Below are 21,586 nucleotides of genomic sequence, written 5' to 3'. Positions count from 1 at the left end.
CCTTATGCAGACTGCTTGCCTTTTCGCTTCAACGGCTGTTTCTTCCTATATGTCAACGTCCGCCAAAGCCATTCCAGCGGGCCAAAACGATACGTTGTAAGCCAGGCTTTACTTAGCATAATTTGTAAGGTGAATACGACCAATACGATCAAAACACTCATCACGGGCGGTACCTGTCCATACCACCCCAAACCGATAGAGTAAAAAAGGAAAAAACTGATCACCGACTGAAAGATATAATTGGATAAAGACATTCGACCAACCCATCTTAGCGGCCTTAAAAGCCTCCTCCCTCCATTCGTTCTGAACAACAGCGTAACAGATAACACATAAAAGAAAGCTGATGCAGTTCCTCCCACATTATCCTGAAGAAGCTGGAACCATTCAGGATTTCCAAACAAATAAGGACCGGCTTTAAACAGAATAAAAATAATCCCTGTCACTGCCCATAACCGTTTCATAGGAGATAAAAATTGCTCGGGTGTATGAAGCCATCTTTTTCTAGCCAAATACATGCCAAACAAAAACATTGGGATGAGACTGAAAGCCAGAAACGGGATGGAGCCTACATTGTTAACATACGACCAGTCCACGGCATTTTGCTGCCATATATCCAGTAAACTTCCTTCCCCATAATTCCGTTTGGCGGCATTAATCGCTTCCTGATTATAAAAACCTCCGAGGTGATCCCGCATAGCATACAAGGAAAGTGTGAGCGGGATGACAAGAAATGCAAGCATAGCATATGCCCATAGTAAAAGTGTACGTGAAGAGACAGGAAAAAAAGCAAATAACACTAAACCAAATACACCATAAGATAATAAAATATCACCATGCCATATGAGAAAGCTATGAATAAGCCCAAACCCTATTAATAGGAGCAGCCTTCTTAAGAGCACTGAGCGATAAGGAATTTCTTTCTGATCTAAGCGATCCTTCATCATTTGCAAACCAAAGCCAAATAATAATGAAAATAACGTGTAGAAACTGGCCTGAAAAAAAATATCGATGACTGTTTGAACACTATGACTTAGCGGTGATGACCAGAAATACTCCTCTCCCCCATATAAAAAGTACGGAGCATTGAACGCTGGCACATTCACCATAAAAATCCCGAATATTGCGAACCCTCTGGCTGCATCTATCCAATCGAGCCGGTCTGCTTCTTGAAGTGGTGTTGGATGTTGTTTCATAGTTATCGATCCCCCTGATTACTTTTATTTTACTTGTATTACGACATTTTCACAATTTGAGTTTCATATTTATATAAAAGGGGTTTTTCATCATGCCCGCACAAGTTGGAATGGTAAAAGTACTAAGTGTGTCCACTTCCAGTATCTTCAACATTGGAGATGTCTACAGCATGGCGCCCGCAGCTTCTGTTAAAACCTTTGCAGGGGGCGGTTCCTTTAATACAGGTACTGGCATTCGTGTAAATATAGATCGATCAGCCACCTACATCAATGATCGGGAAGAAGTTGATCAATCAATCGTTAACTCCTAGGAGGGAAATCAAATGAATGTGACTGTCCATCAAACGATTTCGATTCGCTTCTTGCGGATCGGATCGGTAGCCAACTCATCGATTGTTCAAATTGGAAGTTCTGGAGTTATTCAGGCTAAAGCAGACCTTTATAATACTGGAGGATACACAGGGCCTGGTGAAACAGCTCAGCCAGTTTCAGGGCAGGTTACTGTTCCAGAACTGGAGGCTGCTGGTACTCTTGTTCCACTTTCCGTAACCTAGGCACATATCATGTTGTTTTCGCATAGGATAGTACGGGGGTGAATGCCATTGAACAACTACTACCAGTCATGGAATCATTGGATCAGCCAAGTCATGCAGCAAATTCAGGAGCAACAGCAAACCATTGAACGCCTTACTCAACAGGTCGAACACTTACAATCCCAACAGCACCCTAATACCGTAATTGAAAAAATCGAATATCATTTTGACCAATTAAAAATAGAAACACTTGAAGGAACCCTGCAAATTGGACTGACTCCAAATGGAACAGATGGAAACATCCTTGAAGACCTGTACACCCCAGACACTCAAAAAACTGAAACTGATCCATATCTTCATGAATTGATGCAGGACGGGGTCCCTCAGTATATTGATAACTATGTAAATGAATATGGACTTCACCTTGGTGACAAACACCGGGAGCATATGATTGCGGATATCAATAAACAGCTGCCAGAACGCTTTACTTTTCACCAAAATCAGCATCCAGATCTTGAACCGTCCGCGATTGTTCAGAAATTACACCAGGAAGTCCGGCATTCCGTGGCTCAATACTTCACATCGAAGGAAGGAGAGAATTTCGAATGAATTACACCGTGTACAATTACGGGTTGCACGTCGGAAAGATTGATGTCACAGGTGTAGCCTCCTCCTCTGTTTTTTTAATTGGCGACAGTGAGACCATCCGACTTCAATCCTTTTTTGATACCCCGCCGGAATCATTAGTGATCGGTCCATTTGTTCCTATAGAAGAGGAAGGTACCTTCGAGGAGGCCTCTCCAGTTGAAGAATAAGCGCATCGCTATTGCCCAATCAGCCCATGTTAATTCAGTTACCATCGGTTCCGGGCTTCTAATTGGCGACCTAAACCAAATGACTCCACGCTCACGAGCTATTGCTGTACAAAGAGAGGGGCCTCATACTATTAAAGATAATGTGTCCTTTTCTACTTACCCTATTTTCCAGCGAGAGCCATCGCCCATGCTCCCTCCTCTTACGATTTCAACCTCCTTTCACCACGTGGATCCCGAAATTTGTGTTGACTCCATGTTCATACTTGGGGCCTCTACGGCTTCAGCTATTCAAATTGGAGGCATTGACAACATCGATGCCCATGCCCGCGTTAAACATATCCGAATCCTAAGTGACGAACGGTAGGGAACACGCATACTTTGTATCATTAGGCTAAAAAAAGGAGGGCTTTTTATGCCAGCCATAGTCGGCCCGATTCGTATTAATAGTGTAGGCGGAGGTGTCGTGAACTTCGGGGATGCTTTTTATCTTGCACCTAAAAGTACGAGTAAAACGAATGCCGGTTCAGGAGCGTTAAATACGGGTGACTTTATATGTACAAATAACGGGATCAGTTCCACCAATCCATTTGATCCAGACGTGAATGATCAAAATGTGACCGCCAACAGATAAATTTTTTTGACAAATGCTCAATGGAGACTGGGACAAAAATATTTTTACCAAATGGAAATACGAACTATGGTGCATATAAACCGCTACGAAAATATACTTCGCTAAAACACACATTGTTCGTATTTTTACTAAAAATGACTTTTCACATAGAGTAAACCGAACTGACTTCAATCATTTGGATTACTCTATGTTTCATTCAATTTTGTCTATGCCTCTAAAAAGAAAAATAGTGGGTAAAATCATCCGGCGATGACCTTGCCCACTATATTTTTAGTATGTTTTTTAATATCTTACTTAAACCAGTTCAGCGGCGCAGGATTTGTATTTTCAAATACATGTTTAACTTCGGTATATTCCTCCAGTCCCTGTTTACCGAGTTCACGGCCGATTCCAGAGGATTTATAGCCTCCCCACGGGGCCTGGGCGAAATAAGGGTGAAAGTCATTAATCCATACGGTTCCCATTCGAAGTTCGCTTGAAACTCGTTCTGCTTTCCTGATATCCGTCGTCCACACGGCACCGGCAAGACCGTACTTAGAATCATTCGCTGTTTGTACAGCTTCCTCTTCAGTACTGAATCGTTCAACCGTCAATAATGGACCGAACGTTTCTTCCTGTACAATCCTCATCGATGACCGACAGTTCGTAAAAATCGTTGGTTCAAGGAAGAATCCGGATTGGAGTTCTTCCGCTTGAGGCCGTTTTCCACCTACTACTAAGTCAGCTCCTTCATCTATTCCAATCTGAATATATTGCTCTACTTTTTCTCGATGTTCTTTCGAAATAAGCGGGCCGGATTGAGTAGTGTCATCGAAACCGCTGCCCAGTTTGATTTGCTTCGTCCGTTCCACTAAAGCTTCTACAAAGTCATCGTGAAGCTCCTCTTGAACGAGTAATCGGGCCCCAGCAGAACAAACTTGACCAGCATGGAAAAAGATCGCATTCATAGCCTGGTCAACGGCCGTTTTAAAATCGGCATCCGCAAATACAATGTTAGGGTTTTTACCACCTAGTTCAAGAGCAATTTTTTTAAAATTTTCTGCGGCTGCCGTCATGACTTTACGCCCTGTTTCAATGCCGCCCGTGAATGATATGAGATCGACGGAATGACTCTCAGCAAGGATCTGACCCGTTTCGGCGCCCGAACCCATCACTAAATTCACTACACCTTCAGGAATTCCAGCTTCTTCAATTAGTTCTGTAACTTTAATCGTTGTTAATGGTGTAATCTCACTAGGCTTGATGATTAGCGTATTCCCAGCAGCTAACGCGGGCGCAAGCTTCCATGAGCCTTGAAGCAATGGATAATTCCATGGTGTAATCTGCCCACAAACCCCAACAGGCTCGCGGACTACTTTACTTCTAGATTCAGGGATAGGCGATTCGATCACTTCACCGCCATCTTTGTCAGCAAGCCCTCCGTAGTAACGAAACACTTCTGCGATATCCGCCATGTCGGCCAGACTTTCCGTCATCGTTTTACCTGTATCCAGCGTTTCCAATTCAGCTAATTCCTGCTGATCACGCTCAATAAGTTCAGCAATTTTCAAGACGAGTTTTCCACGTTCTGAACCCGGCATATGACGCCAGCCACCCTTATCGAAAGCTTCTCTAGCAGCGTCAATCGCCAATTGAGTATCCGTTTCATTCCCTTCTGCCACTTGGGCAATACTTTCTTGATTGAACGGATTGATGATTGTGCGTGTACGGCCGCTTGCAGCAGCAACCCATTGGCCGTTAATAAACATTTTTGTCATAGCAAAGTCCTCCTTATCAACTATAAATCAGAATACCTGCGATTCCGGCAAGTCCAATCACCCAAAGAGGAGATACCTTTTTGTAAAAAAGGATGATTGACAAAACCATAATTCCATATTGAGAGTATTCAGCCGCTTGCGAAAATAACTCATTCTCGACTCCCATTCGAACGCCCGCATATAAAATCAGCGCTGTAATGACAGGATGAATTCCATATAAACTGCGGTTTAACACATTCGGACGAGCATGGTTAGTTATCACTTTGATTAACAGCAGCACCATTAACAGCGACGGTAATAAATTTCCTGCGGCTGCCATGAGAGCCCCAGGCACCCCCGAGGTTTGATAACCGATGAATAATGCTGTATTCGTCGCAATCGGACCTGGCGCCGAACCTGCTATTGCGATAATATCTGTGAACTGCTGTTGCGGGATCCAGTGATGTTCACGAACCGCTTGAGCCATCAGCGGAATCATGGCATACCCTCCGCCAAACCCGAACAGGCCTATTTTAAAAAATTCGACGAAGAGATTGAATAAAACCATTCGTTTCAGCTCCTTTTATGACGACACATGGAGTAGAGCCAGCCTGCCAACCCTCCACCGATAATTAAAAAGACAGGGGAAACAGCCAGACCGAAAAGCAAACCAGCAGCTGCTGCGAACAGCAGCAGTGTGAACGGATCACTAATCGATAACTTGCCTATTTTACAAGCAGCATACAGAATCAGTCCAATAATAGCGGGACGTATCCCTTTAAAGGCATCCTGCACGATGGCAAGATCCTGGTAAGTTAAATACAGGTAGGTTAAGACAATGATAATCAGGTTCGCTGGCAGCAGCATGCCAGCCATGGCGGCTATCGCTCCTGGAACCCCCTGAACTTTGTGCCCCATATAAATGGAGGCATTTATAGCGATGGACCCCGGTGCTGATTGCGCGATCGCTACAATGCTTGGGACATCCTCCTTTGCAAACCACCCCCGCTTTCGGACGATTTCTCTTTCAATGTGGGGGATCATGGCAATTCCACCGCCAAAGGTAAGGGGGCTTATTTTCATAAAGGTTATAAAGATCCTGAACAGCACGAGCAATTCGCGGCCGGCTATGTTGTTTTTCATGGTTTGTAGTGACAAAATTTACTCTCCGCCTAAAACGCGAGTACTGTGAGGCGGCTGGACTCTTGCCTCCGGATCAATGTAATGCTTAATCTGGCTTATCGCAGTAGGAGCTTCTCCAAAACCAGTGGCGATTAATTTTACTTTCCCGTCGTAAGTTGTGATGTCGCCGGCAGCGTAAATTCCCGGAATATTGGTTTCCATCTTCTGATTGACAACGATGGAGTTCTTTTCAAGTTCCAATCCCCATTCCTTTATCGCACCCAGACTGGAAAGAAAACCATGGTTAACGATTAAAGAATCAATTTCAAGGTTTTCTGTCGTCTCCCCTTTTGGTTCTTTTAAGACAACAGATTCAATATAATCATCCGTCCCAACCAATTGATCGATTCCTCGAGGTGTCTTGATTTGAACATTTGTTTCTCTTAATTGATTAACGCTTGATTCGTGGGCCCTGAATTGATCACGCCGATGAACCAGCGTTACTTCTTTTGCCACATCCTTCAGCATCAGTGCCCAGTCCACAGCCGAATCGCCGCCGCCTGAAATACAGACCCTGCTGCCTTTATGAGCTTCAAGATCAGTCACCGAATAGAAAAGGTTCTTGCCTTCATATAGCTGAGCCGCTTCGTGTTTGAGACGACGTGGCTGAAAGGCCCCCGCCCCGCTCGTAATCAACACGGTCTTCGCATAATGCACCTGTTTCGTTGTGGTCACTTTAAAAAGACATTCCTCAAGCTTTTCAACGTCCTGAACATTTTCCTCGAGGCAAATGTCCGGATCAAATTGCCTCGCTTGCTCCTCGAGTTGGTGAACTAAATCTTTCGCTGACACTTTAGGGGCTCCTGCTACATCATAAATGTACTTCTCGGGATACAAAGCCATCAACTGGCCGCCAAGCTGGGGCAAGCTATCCATGACCTTCACGGACATTTCCCTCATGCCGGCATAGAAAGCCGCAAATAACCCCGTCGGGCCTCCCCCTATAATGATCACATCACTAACGTTTTCAGAACTGTACATGGTCAACACCTTCTTGTTTCATTATTTATAAACGATAACGTCTTCATCTTCTACGCGTACTTTGAAACTCGGAATCTTCTTATCAGGATTCGCAAGCATTCTTCCTTCATTTTTAATATCAAACTCTCTACCATGCCACGGACAGCGAATAATTTCACCTTTATGGCAATAGTCATAGTCGCCTGGTTTACTTTCTTCCGTTGTGGCTCCACAGAGCATTCCTCGATCAAGCGGCGCCCCCTGGTGGATACATTGATTCATAAAAGCATAGAATTCCCCGTCGGGAGTGCGGCAAATGAGTACATTCTGCTTACCAAAAGTAGATTTCTTCATTTCCCCTGGCTCAATATCTGATGTTTTACATACCACTTGTTCTCTCATATTACCCCTCCTCTGGATTCGGCAATTTAGGATAAAATCTCTTGGCGTTTCCTGAGAAAATCTTCCGCTTTAGTTCGGGGTCCATATTTGGTAAAGCACGATGAGGTGAATCGTAATCCCAGTGAGGGTAATCTGTTGAAAAACACAGCATCTCATCTGTCCCCATTTGTTCAAGCAGTGACATAAACTCCTTCTTCGTCAGCTCTTCAGCGGGCTGTGTCGTGAAGCGAACCTGTTCTTTCATAATCTGGCTCGGTTTTCTTTTCAGCCACGGAACTTCATGACGCAAATCACGAAACTGCTGATCCATTTTCCACATCAAATGCGGAATAAAAGTGAAGCCGCCTTCAATCATCATTAAGCCTAAGTTAGGAAATTTTTCAAATACTCCGTTGAACATCAGGCTCGTAATTTGTTTCATATGTGCTGTCGGAATTAAGGTATGCCATTCGATAAAATATCTTGGCCATTTCCCGTAATAGACAGGTGGTTCATTGTGGTGCATACCAATCATTAAGTTGTGCTTTTCGGCCGCTTCAAAAATTGGATGGTAGTACGGTTCACCCCACATAATGTCGTCAATCGGCAGCAATACTTGTACCATTTTCGGATGAGAACCAACTCGTTCAATTTCTTTCACCGCTTCATCACGATCTTGTGCTGCAATATGAACGGAGCCGTATAAGCGTTCATCTTTGTCCAGCCAGTTTTCAATTTGCCAGTCATTGTACGCCGTCGCCAAGGCTGCGGCCATCTCATGCCAGCCATGCATCGAGGATGGCGAAGGGTCGAGAGCACTTGTTAATATTCCGAACTCATGACCGATGTCATCAAGCAGCTGCTCTTGCATAAAAGTGAGATCTGACCCAGCAGGTCGACCGTCAGGCAGGATCGCATCGGCCCGATCCACACCCGCTACTGACGGTTGGGTATAAGGCATATGTTTTTCTTGAATCCAGTGGCAATTTTCAATGTAATGGCGAAATGGTTCATCCAGTCGATCCAAAAGATCTCGATATTGAACTCGTTCGTGAATATCCGTATCTACTAGTGGGATTGTATTCTTTGGCATAGGAAAGTCCTCCTTGTTGTTTGCTTTTCGCGAATAGTTCAAATCGTATCAGGGAGGCATTCATATTGCCAAACCCGCTGAGAGGCACTGAGTAGCATTTAGATCCTTCAGTGACGTTCAGTGAAGCTCAGTAACGTTCAGTAATAACTTTATGTTTTGTACAAAAAAATTTTTTAATTTATATGCAGCCGAATTTTCTGACCGGGAAAAGTGTCGAAAAAAACTGAAATGTCAAGGGTTATCGCATCTTAGGAGAATGTATCCTCCATCACTTTTTCTTAGAAAGCGGGTTTGCAATTCATATAAAACCTATGTAACATTTGAAAATGTTGCAGACGACCCCCTTCATTTATCTCAGTTTTATAGAAAAATACATGACATAGAGGTGATCAGATGAAAAATGTAACAGCCGTTTTTTGGTATGGTCTTGCTATTTGCGGACTAGTTGTCCTCTGGGGAGTAGTGGGACCAGAACATCTGCAAATGACTACAGCTAAGGTAACAGAATTCATTTCCACTACGTTTGGCTGGTATTACTTATTAATTGTCACGTTGATGCTGGCATTTTGTGTGTACTTGATTTTTTCCCGCTTCAGTCACATTAAGCTTGGTAAAAAAGATGACAAACCCGAGTTCAGTCTGCCAACCTGGTTTGCGATGTTATTCAGTGCAGGCATGGGAATGGGGCTCGTTTTCTGGACTACAGCAGAACCAATCTCACACGCTTTCAAAAGCAGTCCTGTTTCAAAAGAAGGAAGTGAGCAAGCTATCAAAGAAGCTCTGCAGTTTTCTTTTTTCCACTGGGGGATTCATGCCTGGGCCGTATATGCTCTAGTAGCTTTAGTACTCGCCTATTTTAAATTCCACAAAGGATACCCTGGATTGGTTAGTGCCACCCTCATTCCGGTATTTGGCGAAGCAAAAATGTCAGGGAAAACCGGAGTCGTCATCGACACGTTAGCCGTTGTCGCAACAGTTGTTGGAGTGGCAGCAACTCTAGGGTTTGGAACGGCCCAAATCAACGAAGGACTAGCCTTTCTATTCAATGTACCGAGTAATTACACCGTCCAATTGATCATTCTCGTCGTTTCTACGATTCTATTTATCTATTCAGCCTGGTCAGGCGTCAGCAAAGGGATCAAGCACCTTAGTAACATCAATATGGTTCTCGGATTTCTGCTGATGATCCTCCTCTTGATCGTTGGACCTACGTTATATATCCTCAATATGTTTACAAGCTCAATTGGGGGCTACCTTGCGAATTTCTTCGAGATGAGCTTTCGCATTGCTCCACTGAACGAAGAAAGTCGCTCATGGATTAACAACTGGACCATCTTCTATTGGGCCTGGTGGATTTCCTGGTCTCCGTTTGTCGGTATTTTCATTGCCCGTATTTCCAGAGGGCGCACGATTAAAGAATTTATGCTCGGTGTGCTGTTTGTTCCAGCCATCGTCTGTTTTATCTTTTTCGCCGTATTTGGCGTTTCAGCGTTGAATCTTCAACAGCAAGGAATCGAGGCTATTTCTCAGTTTCCGATGGAGACAGCAACATTTGCTACCCTGCAGCATTATCCTCTCGGAACACTGATGTCGTTAGTGACCATTTTCGTCATTGCCATATTCTTTATCACATCCGCTGATTCAGCAACATTTGTGTTAGGAATGCTGTCTACACATGGTTCCCTGAATCCAGCGGGGCCCGTAAAAATCCTATGGGGACTCGCGTTATCAGCGATGGCCGCGATCATTGTCTACTTTGGCGGAACCCAGGGCTTGCAAAATGTGCTCATCATTGCGGCCCTTCCATTCTCGATCGTCGTCCTGTTAATGGGGTACTCCTTTTTCCGAGCCGCAAAGGCAGAAGTAGCACCCGTAAAACGGAAAGAAAAAAATCTTGTAAAAGAGAAGAAACCCTCTTGAATGTAAAAAAAGGTTGTTCTGATTCGATTCAGAACAACCTTTTTTCTATCTCTATTCTGGCACCTCATTTTGCAGCACCCTTTACTTTAAAGTGGCATCTCCACTCAGGCATCAACCTTTTCTTCTCCCCTGTTTAGAACTACTTTTACCTCACTCAGATCTTCTACAACGACATCAGCCTGCGACAGTTCTTCTTCTTTTGCAAAATCAAACTTACAGCCTACCGAAACTAAACCATTATCCTGAGCTGCTTTGATATCAGATAATCGATCTCCGACGACTGCTCCTTTTTCAATCTTATATTTTTTGATGATTGAGGCGATTAAATCGGACTTGTTCAGCGATTGAATTTGTTCAATGCTAAAGGTTTCCGTCACCCAAGCATCCAGACGATAATAGTTAACAATAGCATTTAAATAAGTCGTTAATCCATTACTAGCTATGTATATTTTGTAATCATGATCTTTTAAGTAACTAAATAATTCTTTAACATGCGGATAGAGCGCACCGTTTCCCTTATTAATATTTTCAATCAACTTGTCTTGAAAGAAATCATTGGCCTGTTCACGGAGTTTGTTTGATTGATTAGGTAATAATATTCGCCATACTTCGGGCAAAGTCACCCCCATAATTTCACGATAGTCATCAATAGGTGTTTCTTTATCCCATTCTCCGAGAGACCTTAGCTGATCAAAGGTCTCCTTCAGCGACAATTCTAAGATTTTGTCCGTTTGAAATAGAGTTCCGTCCATATCAAAGATTAAAGAGTGTGACATTGCTTCCTCTCCCTTATAAAAATTTCCTTACGTTTCTATCTTAAAACAGGTTTACTCAAGAAGAATGAAACTTAACTTCATAAAACCTCATTGCTTTTGGAACACCTTTTAAATCAAAGATTCCGTTTACAATGAGCTGCCTAACCCTGTATTCCACAAAATCATCTCCAACAAGCTGTGAAGAATGGCCGATCACTTCTCCAATTAGCCGAGCTGATTTAACAAAATCACTGCTTCCCCGTTCTTTATGAATGTTTCGCAGCAATTTGATGATCAAATCATCGAGGAAATCTTCTGACACAGCATCAACTTGGCCATTTTGCCAGATTCTTAGGTTCTCTTTACTTGAAGAAAGAACGCTCCACTCGGTCTCCAGACGTTTTCGCTGCTTAGGGTCCACTTCTTCAGTTGGAGACCTGTGGTAAATTGCAGCTAGCTTTTCTGGAGAGATTTCACTCGTACTAAGCGGATAATATTTCCTAATCTTGTCAGAAAAAACTCTATTGTACTCGTGCGTAGAATTAATGAGAAATATTGGATTAGACGCTTGCTGTAATAAATAAAGAGCGAAACGTAACCCTGTCTGTTCATGAGCATTATCCCCATACCAAATCGTTATTGGGAGTGTAGGCGGAATCGCTTCTATTTGTTCACGAACCTTTGCGAACTTGTCTTCATAGCCCTCGAGGTACTCTTCATCTAGATTAATATGATAAAACAGCCAATCTTTTCGATTCCTTACCCCTTCTTGAGTATGTAACTGCCAAACGGGACCTTTTGAAAGTATGTCTGGAAACGAAATAACTTTTTCACCAACTGTCCCCAAGTTTTTCTTAAGAGCAACTCCCAGTGACCCTCCACTGGATTCATCAAAGACAATATGAATTTTCCTTACATCTTGATCTTCATATTCTTTCCGTGGATTTGTACGAAAATCGTGCACCCCATAAATCCTTCTCTTTAAATCTAGTAAATCAGTAACAAATTGCTTTTCTGGGTAACTGGTGGTCTCAATGAGGTCTATCCGTAACAATACCTGTTTCAGCAAGGATTGAGCTTCTTCCTCGTTTAGGGATTCCATCACTTTATCAACACTTATTCTCACTACCAAACAACTCCTTCGTAACTATCAGGATAAACAGTTGATCTAAACAATCAATTGAGGACTACAGTTTACAAACACATTCGATTACTTCCTTTTTAAAAAAGGATAAGAGAAGACTAACCCTAGCACATAAATGAAGATCAGGAAGTAGGCAGGAAGTAAATGATAAAAAGTAGTATATCCAATAACAAAATGGGTTGCGATCCCCGCGATAAAGGCAGGCGGTGCACCGATTGCCAGTGTATTCCATACCCAGCTCTCTCCTTCACGGAACCCCCATAACGCGATGAGAAGCACTAACACTCCTACACTGACTAATGCTCCGCCAAAACCCGCACGGTCATGGGCAATCACAGGGATCAAACGCTCATTGAGTGATTGCAGCATGTCAGGTGTCGCACAGATAAAAGTGATATCCGTCGGTACAAAAACATTGGTCATTCCGATGAACATAATCACTATCCCGCCTACTGCAATAAGAGCACCTAGAAGTACAAATAGCAGCTGACCCCAATTCGCTTTTTGCCAAGCCGAGTGGTTCGATAGATTTATCGAATTAGGATGAGAACGAGAATCTTTTGTAAGCAGGAAACATCTTAGGTAAATCGGAAGCAAAAGGATCCAGAACAATCCATGCAGCCAATCAAAATAACCATAACCAATAAAAGCGAAAATCCCAAGGAACCCCGCTATAGCTGCAACATGAAAGGCTCGGCTTGCCCATCGCAGCCGATAAACCATGGCGTTTCGGGACAATTGTATGTAAAGAATTCCTCCGCTGATCATCGTTCCAGCCAGGGCCATTCGATCATGTGCCATGAAAGCTAGAATTCTGGGATTAAACGCTTTTATCTGTTCTCGGGTCATCCCGATAAAGGCTTCATCATATGGCAAAATGACTAAAGTCATGCTAAACACTAAGGCAATGACACCAGCAAACAAAATCGCTAATCCAAACAGCAGCCCCCATCGAGACCCTGAATCATTCCTCCCTGTGCCCCCATTAGATAACTTTAGTTCATTAATTCGCTTCGGCAAACCTGGCCCTGAAAAAACATACCCCTCCTCCAGTAACAGAAGAGATACACCTGCTTGATGGAGCTCAAGCGCATCGATAGGTTCCCTTACTCCCCCCTTCGTAATCATCGTGCAAGTTTGAGACACTTCTGATCGAATCGTGCGAACCGCCTTGAGCAGCGAATTGTGAGCACCTTTACTTTCCGTAAAATATGAGTCTGTCCGTATCTTAGGAGGTTCTACAATTACCCCAGCGATTGGGCATGATCTCATCAAAGTCGAAAGCTGATCAACCTCTAACTCATCTGCTTTCTGATGTATGTATAGCAGTGTTGTTTAACTCATAAGCTTGCTTTAAGCTGATCGAGAATGAGTCAACGATATCACCAAGTACCTTTATAATTGTAAGTACTTCGCAGCCCGTCATCTGTCCATCCATCGTCACAATGGCTGGCCCCCCAAACCGTTTGATCTGGTCCCTGCTCTCCTCAATTGTCTTCATGGGCTCTTGCAAGGGGAACCATATTTCCTCTCTATCTGGCTTCATGATCGGCTCTTTCCCGTTGCTATTTGCAAGCGAGACGGGACCAACCTCTATAACACTAACCCCTAATGATGGAAAACTTTTTGCGCCAGTCCCATTTGGATCAAGTCGTGCACTCACACCGGTCGAACTTGCGTAATGTACTCCGTCGACAATGGAACTTAACTCGTTCGGAGGGTGCAAATGACCGAGCAGTTCGATAAAAGATCGTCCCCCTGGGATGGAGGAAATGCAGCCCATAGATTTATAAATAAATTCTCTAGATTTCCCTGGTGACAGTTTTGTTAACCAAGGTTTAAATAATGGATGATAACTCCAGTCTGGCATAAAACGCTCCTGTTCAACTATTGTATTTCTTGGTAAAAAGTCTGCCTGATTCTCATCTTATCGAACATCATTCTTTTTTACTAGGATTGAAACAGAAGGAGTTAATCCCGACATCAAAAAATCCTCCTCACTGAGTCCACACTCAAGAAAGGAGGATTTTGAAAATAACATTACAAGCGTAAATTCGATAGGTGATAAACAAAGAGCAGCGTTTAATAGCCTGAAAACTCCTCTGTTTTAATATAGTCTTCATAAACTCCAGAATCCACGAGCATTTGGCGCATGTCCTGTACCATATCTGGCGGACCAGATAAGTAATAAATCGGTACGTTCACATCTGAAACATGCCGCTTAAGCATCTCAGCATCGATCAATCCGCTTTCCCCATTCCATTCACTAGATTTTGTTTCAGTCATGACAGGCACAAATGTAAAATTAGGATTTTCATCAGCATATCCTTTTAAATCATCCATAAATGGCGCATCTGCGGGGGTTTTGTTCGAATACAACAAGGTCAACTTGTGCGGCAACTGGTCATGTGTGGCCTGAGCAATCATGCTCCGAACGGGTGTTATACCGATGCCGCCTATAATAAATACTGCTGGCTTAGATTCATCTTGATGCAAAGTAAAGTCCCCATGGGGTTCGCCAAATTTGACTTCTGTACCGTCCGGCATGTTTTTTAGCACCTGTTTGAAGGCCGAGTCAGACATACGAGTGGCTGTCTCTACGTCCTTTTCATACGGAGCATGCACGAGTGAAAAAGCCCTTTCATTGCCTTGATCATCAGTCTTATGTGGATCAACTAAGGTCACCTTACAATATTGACCGGCTATAAATTCGAATCCTTCTGGTTTTTCCCAGTGAAAGGCCATCGTATCGTTTGCTATCTTTTGTTTTTTTAATAATTTCATGGAATAGGTCGGCATTAGTTTTCTGCTCCTTTTTCATGCAAGCTAAAGATCTGAGGTGCCTGCATTTTTTAGCTCCGTTTAGAAACATTTCTCCCATTAGTAACGGCATTGTTTATAGGTTTCGCAACTTTATTCAAGCTATGTATGTAAAACAAGACAGCTTAATTTGTCACCTTATTTTTGTCATAAAAATGTGCCTGCATGAGCACGAGTACTATTGGATACTGGCCAGAAATTCATTTACTTTAGGCCTATAAAACCCCCAAGGGCCTCTCCTTGCAAGTTGGACAGATGAATTCGCATCTTACTTCAATCATTCTGCGTATCATCTCCATCATGGTGACATTTAGAAGCGCCGCCTCTATACTATCCTTAAGAAAGCCTCAGTCGAAGGAGGGATTTATGCCATGAAGATTTCGCTAGATATAGACCCTGATCATGAAGAAACAAAAGTTACTATTCACTGTAAGGAACTCGATGCGTCGATTAACGAAATTCTTGATTTTCTTAATGCGAGGAATACCGAATTTATTGTAGGCAGAGATGGAGAAAGGCAGCACATTTTAAAACCAACTGAAGTTCACTATTTCCACTCGGAAGGAGATATTGTGTTAGCAGCCACTGCTGATGGAAGTTTCAAAATAAAAGAAAGATTATATGAGCTCGAGCAATTCCTCCCCTCCATACAGTTCGTGCGACTTTCCAAATCCGTCATCGCAAATCTTTACGAAGTAAGTCATTTCGAATCATCCTTTAACGGAACTCTTTGTGTGTACTTTAAATCAGGCGTGAAGGAATACGCCTCAAGGCACTATGTCGGAAAGATTAAGAAATTATTAAAAATGAACAGGAGGGACAATACATGAGGAGATTTTTATTCAGAAGCATTATGGGCATTTTCTTTGGCGGATTTATTGCAACACTCACAACGATCGCTTTGATCTACTTTGGTGAGCAAAGCCTCATTGACGGAGAGCTTTTCCTGAAAAACTCACTAGGTTCCATATTTTGCGGCTGGCTATTCACCGTTACCCCGCTTTATTTTGAAATCCGATCATTACGTCTTTATCAACAGACAGCCCTTCATTTCACCACCGTCGCCATTCTCTACTTGATTTTAGCCTTAGCCATAGGCTGGATTCCAGCCGAAACCAAGCACATCATTCTCTTTCTAATAATTGCTGTTACCACTTATGGTATCGCATGGTTTGGGTTCTTTCTTTATTTTAAACATGAATGTAGAAAACTTAATGATGACTTGAAGCGTATTTGATAGGTGATGTTTCGATCGGCAGCTGGTCTAAAAGACTTGAAGAATGCGGATCAATCATCCTTTTCTATATAGAATTTAAAAAATCAGAGGAGATTTTTACTATGAAAAGAAGTGTGCTTATTGGGTTGTATGTTGGTTTACTTTCAGGTGTTGCAGCTGCGGCGACAGCTTATTTGATCAGTGCATTCACAGGTCTTTGGTTTTCCCAATTAAACTTATTTTCTATTTTGATGGCCTCTATTATTCCAAACATTACAGGAGGACTTATATTTACTAAACTTTTTCAAAAAACCTCGAGGCCAAAACTATTTTATTTTCTGCTTACAGCTGGAGTTACGCTTTTGCTGACTATTTTTGACATCGCTAATCCTCCAGCAGAGAATTTTGGAATAGTTGCTCATCCTGTTCATTTTGTCGTTGCTTTGTTTTCCATATGGCTAATTCCAAGGTGGTTAAAGCAGGAAGAAGAGTCCTTAGCGGAAGATTATCAAAAGGAACCGAAGACTTTATAAATGTAAACCTAATTGCCATCCACTCGACATTTGAGGGATGGTATTTTTTGTTCCTTGCATATCATTTTATCAGCTTACAGCGCGGTGTTTTGTCGGGGATTCTGAAATAATGCCTGTTGATTCTGAAATAACGCAGGCTCATTCTTAAATAACGACCTATGATTCTGAAATAACGGATTAAGATTCTTAAATAACCTGCCTGGATTCTGAAATATCTAGTTGTGATGCACATCTCACTTTAAAAATGGCATAAAAAACAGGGCTCCACTGAAAAAGCGGAGCCTTCACTAGCTTATTATTTTCCTCTATTTGGCTTTTCGCAAGGATCATGCCCATTCCCAGGTGAGTCACATTTCACAACGACCGTCGTTAATGGTTCTAATGTAATTTCATTGGCATTCAACTTAAAGCCTGAACGATCACTTACTTTTTCTTTTCCTGCTTCATCACCATCGACTATAACTTTGCCTGCAGCTAGGTTGTAGTCATTTAATGTTAGTTTACGCTCTTGATGATCGGCATTAACGAATACAAAGTATTTCCCAGTATCATCAGTAGATTCTGCTTTATAAGCAATAACCAGATCCTTTTCTTTAATTTCCGGTGCCTCGATCATCGACACATTGGAGTTAACTTTGTCCGCTGTTCCTAGATGAAAAGCATTCGTGGAACGGCGTAGTTCTATTAGACCTTTCGTATATTCCAGAGTCTCCTTGTGAATACCTTCCCCTTTCATCTTGCTCCAATCTAACATATTGATTCGGTCGGAAGAATCATAGGAGTTATCAATAAAGTAAGGGTGTTCAAAAGGTTCTCCATTTTGGTCTACCATATAGGTTGCTCCCTCTTGGGGCTTGTCTTCACCCTTCCACTGCTTCGTTCTTCCATATTCTTGGCCTGCATGGAGAAACGCAATTCCCTGGCTGGTTAAGATCATGGAATTGCCTAATCTGATTCGTTTTTGGATCTCTTCTTCATGTTCTGCCGGGTCTTTTTTAATCGAATAGGCGATGACATCATGAAGGGTCAGATTGTCATGTGCTGCTATATACTGAACGACATCACCCGGATCATCTGCCTTAACGTTTCCTGGTTGGGCCTTAATGTTGTTAAATATGGTTTGAACATCACGAGCTCCACCTGTTATAAATCTTGGCTCTCCGGCAATACCAAATCCTGATTTTAATTCATTTCTAATTTCATCGGAGAATACACTTGCATCATTCGTATGCCCCATCCAATCTTGGTCAGCTGGCATGACTTCATCTTCAGGACCACCATCCCCAACAAATGTCCTCCAGCCTTCTCCGATCATCAGAATATTCGGATTTAATGTTTTTGCTTCGTTATAAGCTATTTGTACACTTTTAGCATCTAAATCGCCCATCAAATCGAACCTGAATCCATCCACTTTAAATTCATCGACCAAATACTTAATAGAATCAACCATTAGTTTCCTTGACATGGCGTGCGTCGTCCCAACTTTTCCGCCGCCATAGCCCACCTTAGGGTTTCCTTCTTTATCCATAAAATGATAATAGTTAGGTACAAGATCTTCCAATATACTTACTTTTGCCGTGTGGTTGTACACCACATCAAGAATTACTCCCATGTCTCTTTTATGAATTTCTTTAATGAGATTCTTGAGCTCTGCTATCCGTGCTTTGGGGTCTTTCGGTTGTTCAGAGTACATCCCCGTTGGAGAAAAATAGCTGTGTGGATCATATCCCCAGTTATAATTATTACCTTGTGAAGAATACTCCAATTCCCTTTCATCACTGGTAAGTTCATTTCCAAAATAGTACTTCATCACAGGAAGCAGTTGAATATGTGTTACCCCTAATTCTTTAATATAATCGAGTTTCTCAGCAAACGCGTTAAAGGTTCCAAATTGTGACTGCAGCTCTGATTCGAGGCTTGGATCAGAAGTAAAGTCTCTGACGTGAGCTTCCCAAATAATAGCATCTTCCCGCTTTTCGAACCCATCTATATCCGCGTAATCTAATGCTGGTCCTATCGATGAAGGGTCTACAATCGCAGCTTTGCCAACGCTGTCTCCGTCTTCATTGCTCCATGCTGCCATGGATTTTGCATAAGGATCAAGACCGACGTTCGTTTGGCCGTACACGTCTATTTTGTATTGATAGTAATAACCGCTCAAGTCACTAATTCCAGTATTGGTTTGATCAAGTTGAACTTGCCACACACCGTTGTCACTCTTAGACATGGGTACACTTTCTTTTATTACTTTATATTGGTTGTCTTTATCAAAGAGAATGACGGAAACATTTGTAGCAGGTGGAGACCAGAACTTTAATGTTGCCTCGCCGTTACCATGCAAGGTGGCACCAAGATCGTCGCCCTCATAGGCAAATTCCTTGTCCATTAATTCCCAAGAAATCCTCGCATATTTTTCTGTTCCATTAAGAGAGACGGTATAACTTTTCAACAGATCAAGGTTTTCAGTAGTAGTAAGCGTGAATTGTGATTGATTTACATTGATATTTTTTAATCCGATCTCCTCACCATATCGATCAACAATTTGTAAATCATCACGTGATATCTCTTCCCCGCTTCCATTTAAGTATCCTGTAATTTGATTTTTGCTGGTAATCTCGGCATATGTCGGTTCGCTGACCATTTCAGGTTCTTCCAAATAGACTTTTTCTTGACCCTGAACAAGCCAAAACTCTCTTTCCCCTGATGTCGGAAAAGAACGATCTATTGCATTATCCTTTGTATCACCTTTATGAACAATAAAGTTGAGACCGTTTTTAATATTGCTTACCTTGATGTCTTTGTATACTCCCCATTCAGATTTCTGATCAAAAATAACAGGATCAGCCCAGTCCACGACAAAATCAATGGCCGGATTATCCTCATCCTGATTCCAAAGGTGTAACCCCCAACCACTATAATCATTATCTGCCCTTTGGTAATGAACTCTTATATGACCCTCTGGAATCGGTGCTTCAGTTAATGATTTAGATGTCGTTTCTTTCCTTAATTCACTAGCAGCAATGCTGCCTGATGATGCATAGACCATAACAAATGCCAGCATGATAAGAACACTTTTTTTCATTACTTTTCTCATTAAACACTCTCCCTGTCAATTATGACGAATTCTCAGGTAACCCGTGCAATCGTTTGCACAAAAGACAAAAAAAACATCTAGTCTCTTTAGTTCCTCCTTTCGTTATCAAATTTACATCACTAATTACGTTACCATTTTATGAAAACCTTTTCAATTAAATTTTTTAACTAGTCTGATATTTACACTTTTATAATTCTATAACTTGTGCTCACTTATATTTCGTTATTCTGTACTACCTCAATTAATAATTCTATAATCATTTCAATTAATGCAAAATTCTATTATATTAATTAAGTAAGGAGATCATTAATTTTTGAGATGGAATAATATTCGAAAGGAAAGTGATGAATAACATGCTATACATATGGGATATCGAGAAAATTATTAAACATACCTTACAAGAGCACAATTTACATATAAATTATGAATTTAATAACGATCTGAGTAAGCCTATGAATTATAATGTATCGACGAACACGATAAAATTTCATTATCTGCAAATCAATGGATATCTCAGTAAAATTAAAATAAAAGAGACTGATGAAAATCTTGTTAAGATTATCCTATATCACGAGATTGGGTATTATTTAACTTTTAAGAAAAACAAACACGACATAAAGACTCTCATGTATGGAGAGGAAGACGAAATAGCAGCTCTTCAATCTGAAATCGAAACGAATGCCTGGGAATATGGCAGAACATTGGTGCCTGAACAATTAGTAAAGTCATATGACAAAGTTCGGGAGCTAGATGGTATGCTGATTGAGGGATTATGAAGCCTGTAATAAAAAGAGGCCGAGTGTTCAAACACTCGGCCGAAGCAACTACATGCCGCACGATCAGCGGCTGCCTCATTTAGATTTCCTATAGAAATAGTCACCTTGCTTTTAGCGATTCAGGTGGCTATTTCTTTTTATTTCGATAAACGATAAATGTCAATGCAGCCGTTATCACTAAACTGGATTGAGCAATTATACTGAATACTTCGTATGCCGTCATATATAAACAGGATCTGACGGAACAGCTAAAACCACTTGCGTTTATATTGCTCGATTAGGGAAGGCCATCAGCCAGTTTCAGTATAGATTTTATTTTTGGAGAACATCTTACTCCAGACAAAACATACATTTACGTGTGTCAGGCTAAAGGGCCCTAATCAATTAATCCCTGGTCCTGGCATCTTATCGTATTAAAAGGATAGGCCAAGAGGCAGAAGCAGTCCCGTTATAACGGTTAGAACTAAGAAAATGATTAACAAAACCGGTAAAAACCGCGGTGTATCGTTTTTCGATTTGTGCATAAAGTACATCTCGATTAAACCAATACTGCTAATGCCCAAAAACACTTTAAACAAGCTTCCAAGAGACACCGGCTGCATGCCAAGAGAAAAGCCTCCGGATAAAACAGCTGCAACATATGAAGCGCGCATGATATAGAGCAAAATATTGGCAGTTCTGTTCTTTTGGATATTATTCATATGATTCACAGTGATGAGCAGACCAATAATGATGATAACCACTGCCAAGTGAAGATGAATAATCATATCTCTTACCTCACATTCTCTAATGTAACCGAAAGCT

Annotated in this window: 25 protein-coding genes; 11 read left to right on the top strand and 14 right to left on the bottom strand. The window is 41.9% G+C overall.

Annotated features, from left to right (window positions below; genetic code table 11):
- Positions 1–2: 2 nt before the first annotated feature.
- Complete coding sequence (locus G6R08_RS17450; protein ID WP_163529740.1) at positions 3–1,193, bottom strand: DUF418 domain-containing protein; 1,191 nt, start codon at positions 1,191–1,193, stop codon at positions 3–5.
- A gap of 92 nt (positions 1,194–1,285) precedes the next feature.
- Between G6R08_RS17450 and G6R08_RS17445 the strand changes: the two genes are divergently transcribed.
- From G6R08_RS17445 to G6R08_RS17420, 6 genes are read left to right on the top strand one after another with little or no spacing between them, the layout of a single operon-like run.
- Positions 1,286–1,504: a spore germination protein gene (locus tag G6R08_RS17445; RefSeq protein ID WP_163529738.1), complete on the top strand. Its 219-nt coding sequence runs from the start codon at positions 1,286–1,288 to the stop codon at positions 1,502–1,504.
- 12 nt (positions 1,505–1,516) lie between these two features.
- Complete coding sequence (locus G6R08_RS17440; protein WP_163529736.1) at positions 1,517–1,747, top strand: spore germination protein GerPB; 231 nt, start codon at positions 1,517–1,519, stop codon at positions 1,745–1,747.
- 48 nt (positions 1,748–1,795) lie between these two features.
- Positions 1,796–2,335, top strand: coding sequence for a spore germination protein GerPC (gene gerPC / locus G6R08_RS17435; RefSeq protein WP_163529734.1), 540 nt, complete (start codon positions 1,796–1,798; stop codon positions 2,333–2,335).
- Positions 2,332–2,541 (top strand): spore gernimation protein GerPD, encoded by a 210-nt coding sequence (locus G6R08_RS17430; RefSeq protein ID WP_163529732.1) that lies wholly within the window; start codon positions 2,332–2,334, stop codon positions 2,539–2,541. The genes gerPC and G6R08_RS17430 overlap by 4 nt, the downstream gene beginning before the upstream one ends.
- Complete coding sequence (locus G6R08_RS17425) at positions 2,531–2,905, top strand: spore germination protein GerPE (protein ID WP_163529730.1); 375 nt, start codon at positions 2,531–2,533, stop codon at positions 2,903–2,905. The genes G6R08_RS17430 and G6R08_RS17425 overlap by 11 nt, the downstream gene beginning before the upstream one ends.
- 48 nt (positions 2,906–2,953) lie before the next feature.
- Complete coding sequence (locus G6R08_RS17420) at positions 2,954–3,172, top strand: spore germination protein (RefSeq protein WP_163529728.1); 219 nt, start codon at positions 2,954–2,956, stop codon at positions 3,170–3,172.
- 290 nt (positions 3,173–3,462) lie between these two features.
- Here G6R08_RS17420 and betB read toward each other — a convergent pair whose 3' ends face one another.
- Genes betB through G6R08_RS17390 form a run of 6 tightly spaced genes read right to left on the bottom strand, consistent with a single transcriptional unit; the run spans position 3,463 to position 8,524 of the window.
- Positions 3,463–4,929 (bottom strand): betaine-aldehyde dehydrogenase, encoded by a 1,467-nt coding sequence (gene betB, locus G6R08_RS17415; protein WP_163529726.1) that lies wholly within the window; start codon positions 4,927–4,929, stop codon positions 3,463–3,465.
- A gap of 16 nt (positions 4,930–4,945) precedes the next feature.
- Positions 4,946–5,476, bottom strand: coding sequence for a chromate transporter (locus tag G6R08_RS17410; RefSeq protein WP_163529724.1), 531 nt, complete (start codon positions 5,474–5,476; stop codon positions 4,946–4,948).
- A gap of 5 nt (positions 5,477–5,481) precedes the next feature.
- Positions 5,482–6,066 (bottom strand): chromate transporter, encoded by a 585-nt coding sequence (locus G6R08_RS17405; RefSeq protein ID WP_163529722.1) that lies wholly within the window; start codon positions 6,064–6,066, stop codon positions 5,482–5,484.
- 3 nt (positions 6,067–6,069) lie between these two features.
- Entirely contained in the window at positions 6,070–7,071 is a 1,002-nt protein-coding gene (locus G6R08_RS17400) for an NAD(P)/FAD-dependent oxidoreductase (RefSeq protein WP_163529720.1), read from the bottom strand.
- A 21-nt stretch (positions 7,072–7,092) separates the two neighbouring features.
- Positions 7,093–7,452 (bottom strand): Rieske (2Fe-2S) protein, encoded by a 360-nt coding sequence (locus G6R08_RS17395; RefSeq protein WP_163529718.1) that lies wholly within the window; start codon positions 7,450–7,452, stop codon positions 7,093–7,095.
- Between the two features lies 1 nt (position 7,453).
- Positions 7,454–8,524 (bottom strand): amidohydrolase family protein, encoded by a 1,071-nt coding sequence (locus G6R08_RS17390; protein WP_163529716.1) that lies wholly within the window; start codon positions 8,522–8,524, stop codon positions 7,454–7,456.
- Between the two features lie 393 nt (positions 8,525–8,917).
- On the opposite strand from G6R08_RS17390, the gene G6R08_RS17385 reads away from it, so the two are divergent.
- Positions 8,918–10,444, top strand: a complete 1,527-nt coding sequence (locus G6R08_RS17385) for a BCCT family transporter (RefSeq protein ID WP_163529714.1) — start codon at positions 8,918–8,920, stop codon at positions 10,442–10,444.
- A 104-nt stretch (positions 10,445–10,548) separates the two neighbouring features.
- Here the strand turns inward: G6R08_RS17385 and G6R08_RS17380 are convergent, their stop codons facing one another.
- The 5 genes from G6R08_RS17380 to G6R08_RS17360 all read right to left on the bottom strand — a co-directional run bounded on the left by G6R08_RS17380 (position 10,549) and on the right by G6R08_RS17360 (position 15,142).
- The gene (locus G6R08_RS17380; RefSeq protein ID WP_163529712.1) at positions 10,549–11,220 is read right to left on the bottom strand and encodes an HAD hydrolase-like protein; all 672 of its coding nucleotides are present in this window, start codon (positions 11,218–11,220) and stop codon (positions 10,549–10,551) included.
- Between the two features lie 55 nt (positions 11,221–11,275).
- On the bottom strand, positions 11,276–12,325 hold the full coding sequence (locus tag G6R08_RS17375) for a DUF1835 domain-containing protein (RefSeq protein WP_163529710.1): 1,050 nt from the start codon (positions 12,323–12,325) through the stop codon (positions 11,276–11,278).
- A gap of 84 nt (positions 12,326–12,409) precedes the next feature.
- The gene (locus G6R08_RS17370; protein WP_163529708.1) at positions 12,410–13,615 is read right to left on the bottom strand and encodes a hypothetical protein; all 1,206 of its coding nucleotides are present in this window, start codon (positions 13,613–13,615) and stop codon (positions 12,410–12,412) included.
- Positions 13,616–13,643: 28 nt separating this feature from the next.
- A complete protein-coding gene (locus G6R08_RS17365) occupies positions 13,644–14,213 on the bottom strand; it encodes a hypothetical protein (RefSeq protein WP_163529706.1) in 570 nt (189 codons plus the stop codon).
- A gap of 212 nt (positions 14,214–14,425) precedes the next feature.
- Entirely contained in the window at positions 14,426–15,142 is a 717-nt protein-coding gene (locus G6R08_RS17360; protein ID WP_163529704.1) for an FAD-dependent oxidoreductase, read from the bottom strand.
- Positions 15,143–15,534: 392 nt separating this feature from the next.
- On the opposite strand from G6R08_RS17360, the gene G6R08_RS17355 reads away from it, so the two are divergent.
- From G6R08_RS17355 to G6R08_RS17345, 3 genes are all read left to right on the top strand, one after another.
- Positions 15,535–15,993, top strand: a complete 459-nt coding sequence (locus G6R08_RS17355; RefSeq protein WP_163529703.1) for a LytTR family DNA-binding domain-containing protein — start codon at positions 15,535–15,537, stop codon at positions 15,991–15,993.
- Positions 15,990–16,400: a DUF3021 domain-containing protein gene (locus tag G6R08_RS17350; protein WP_163529701.1), complete on the top strand. Its 411-nt coding sequence runs from the start codon at positions 15,990–15,992 to the stop codon at positions 16,398–16,400. The genes G6R08_RS17355 and G6R08_RS17350 overlap by 4 nt, the downstream gene beginning before the upstream one ends.
- Before the next feature lie 101 nt (positions 16,401–16,501).
- Entirely contained in the window at positions 16,502–16,912 is a 411-nt protein-coding gene (locus tag G6R08_RS17345; protein ID WP_163529699.1) for a hypothetical protein, read from the top strand.
- Positions 16,913–17,207: 295 nt separating this feature from the next.
- On the opposite strand, the gene G6R08_RS17340 is transcribed toward G6R08_RS17345, so the two are convergent.
- Positions 17,208–20,006, bottom strand: a complete 2,799-nt coding sequence (locus G6R08_RS17340; protein WP_240339762.1) for a pullulanase — start codon at positions 20,004–20,006, stop codon at positions 17,208–17,210.
- A 353-nt stretch (positions 20,007–20,359) separates the two neighbouring features.
- Between G6R08_RS17340 and G6R08_RS17335 the strand changes: the two genes are divergently transcribed.
- On the top strand, positions 20,360–20,782 hold the full coding sequence (locus G6R08_RS17335) for a hypothetical protein (RefSeq protein ID WP_163529698.1): 423 nt from the start codon (positions 20,360–20,362) through the stop codon (positions 20,780–20,782).
- A 413-nt stretch (positions 20,783–21,195) separates the two neighbouring features.
- On the opposite strand, the gene G6R08_RS17330 is transcribed toward G6R08_RS17335, so the two are convergent.
- Entirely contained in the window at positions 21,196–21,549 is a 354-nt protein-coding gene (locus G6R08_RS17330) for a DUF1516 family protein (RefSeq protein ID WP_163529696.1), read from the bottom strand.
- Between the last annotated feature and the right edge of the window lie 37 nt (positions 21,550–21,586).

The sequence above is a fragment of the Halobacillus ihumii genome (assembly GCF_902726645.1).
Lineage (GTDB): Bacteria > Bacillota > Bacilli > Bacillales > Halobacillaceae > Halobacillus_A > Halobacillus_A ihumii.
Note: the sequence above shows the minus strand (reverse complement) of the source record. Positions and strands in the feature narration are given on the sequence as shown.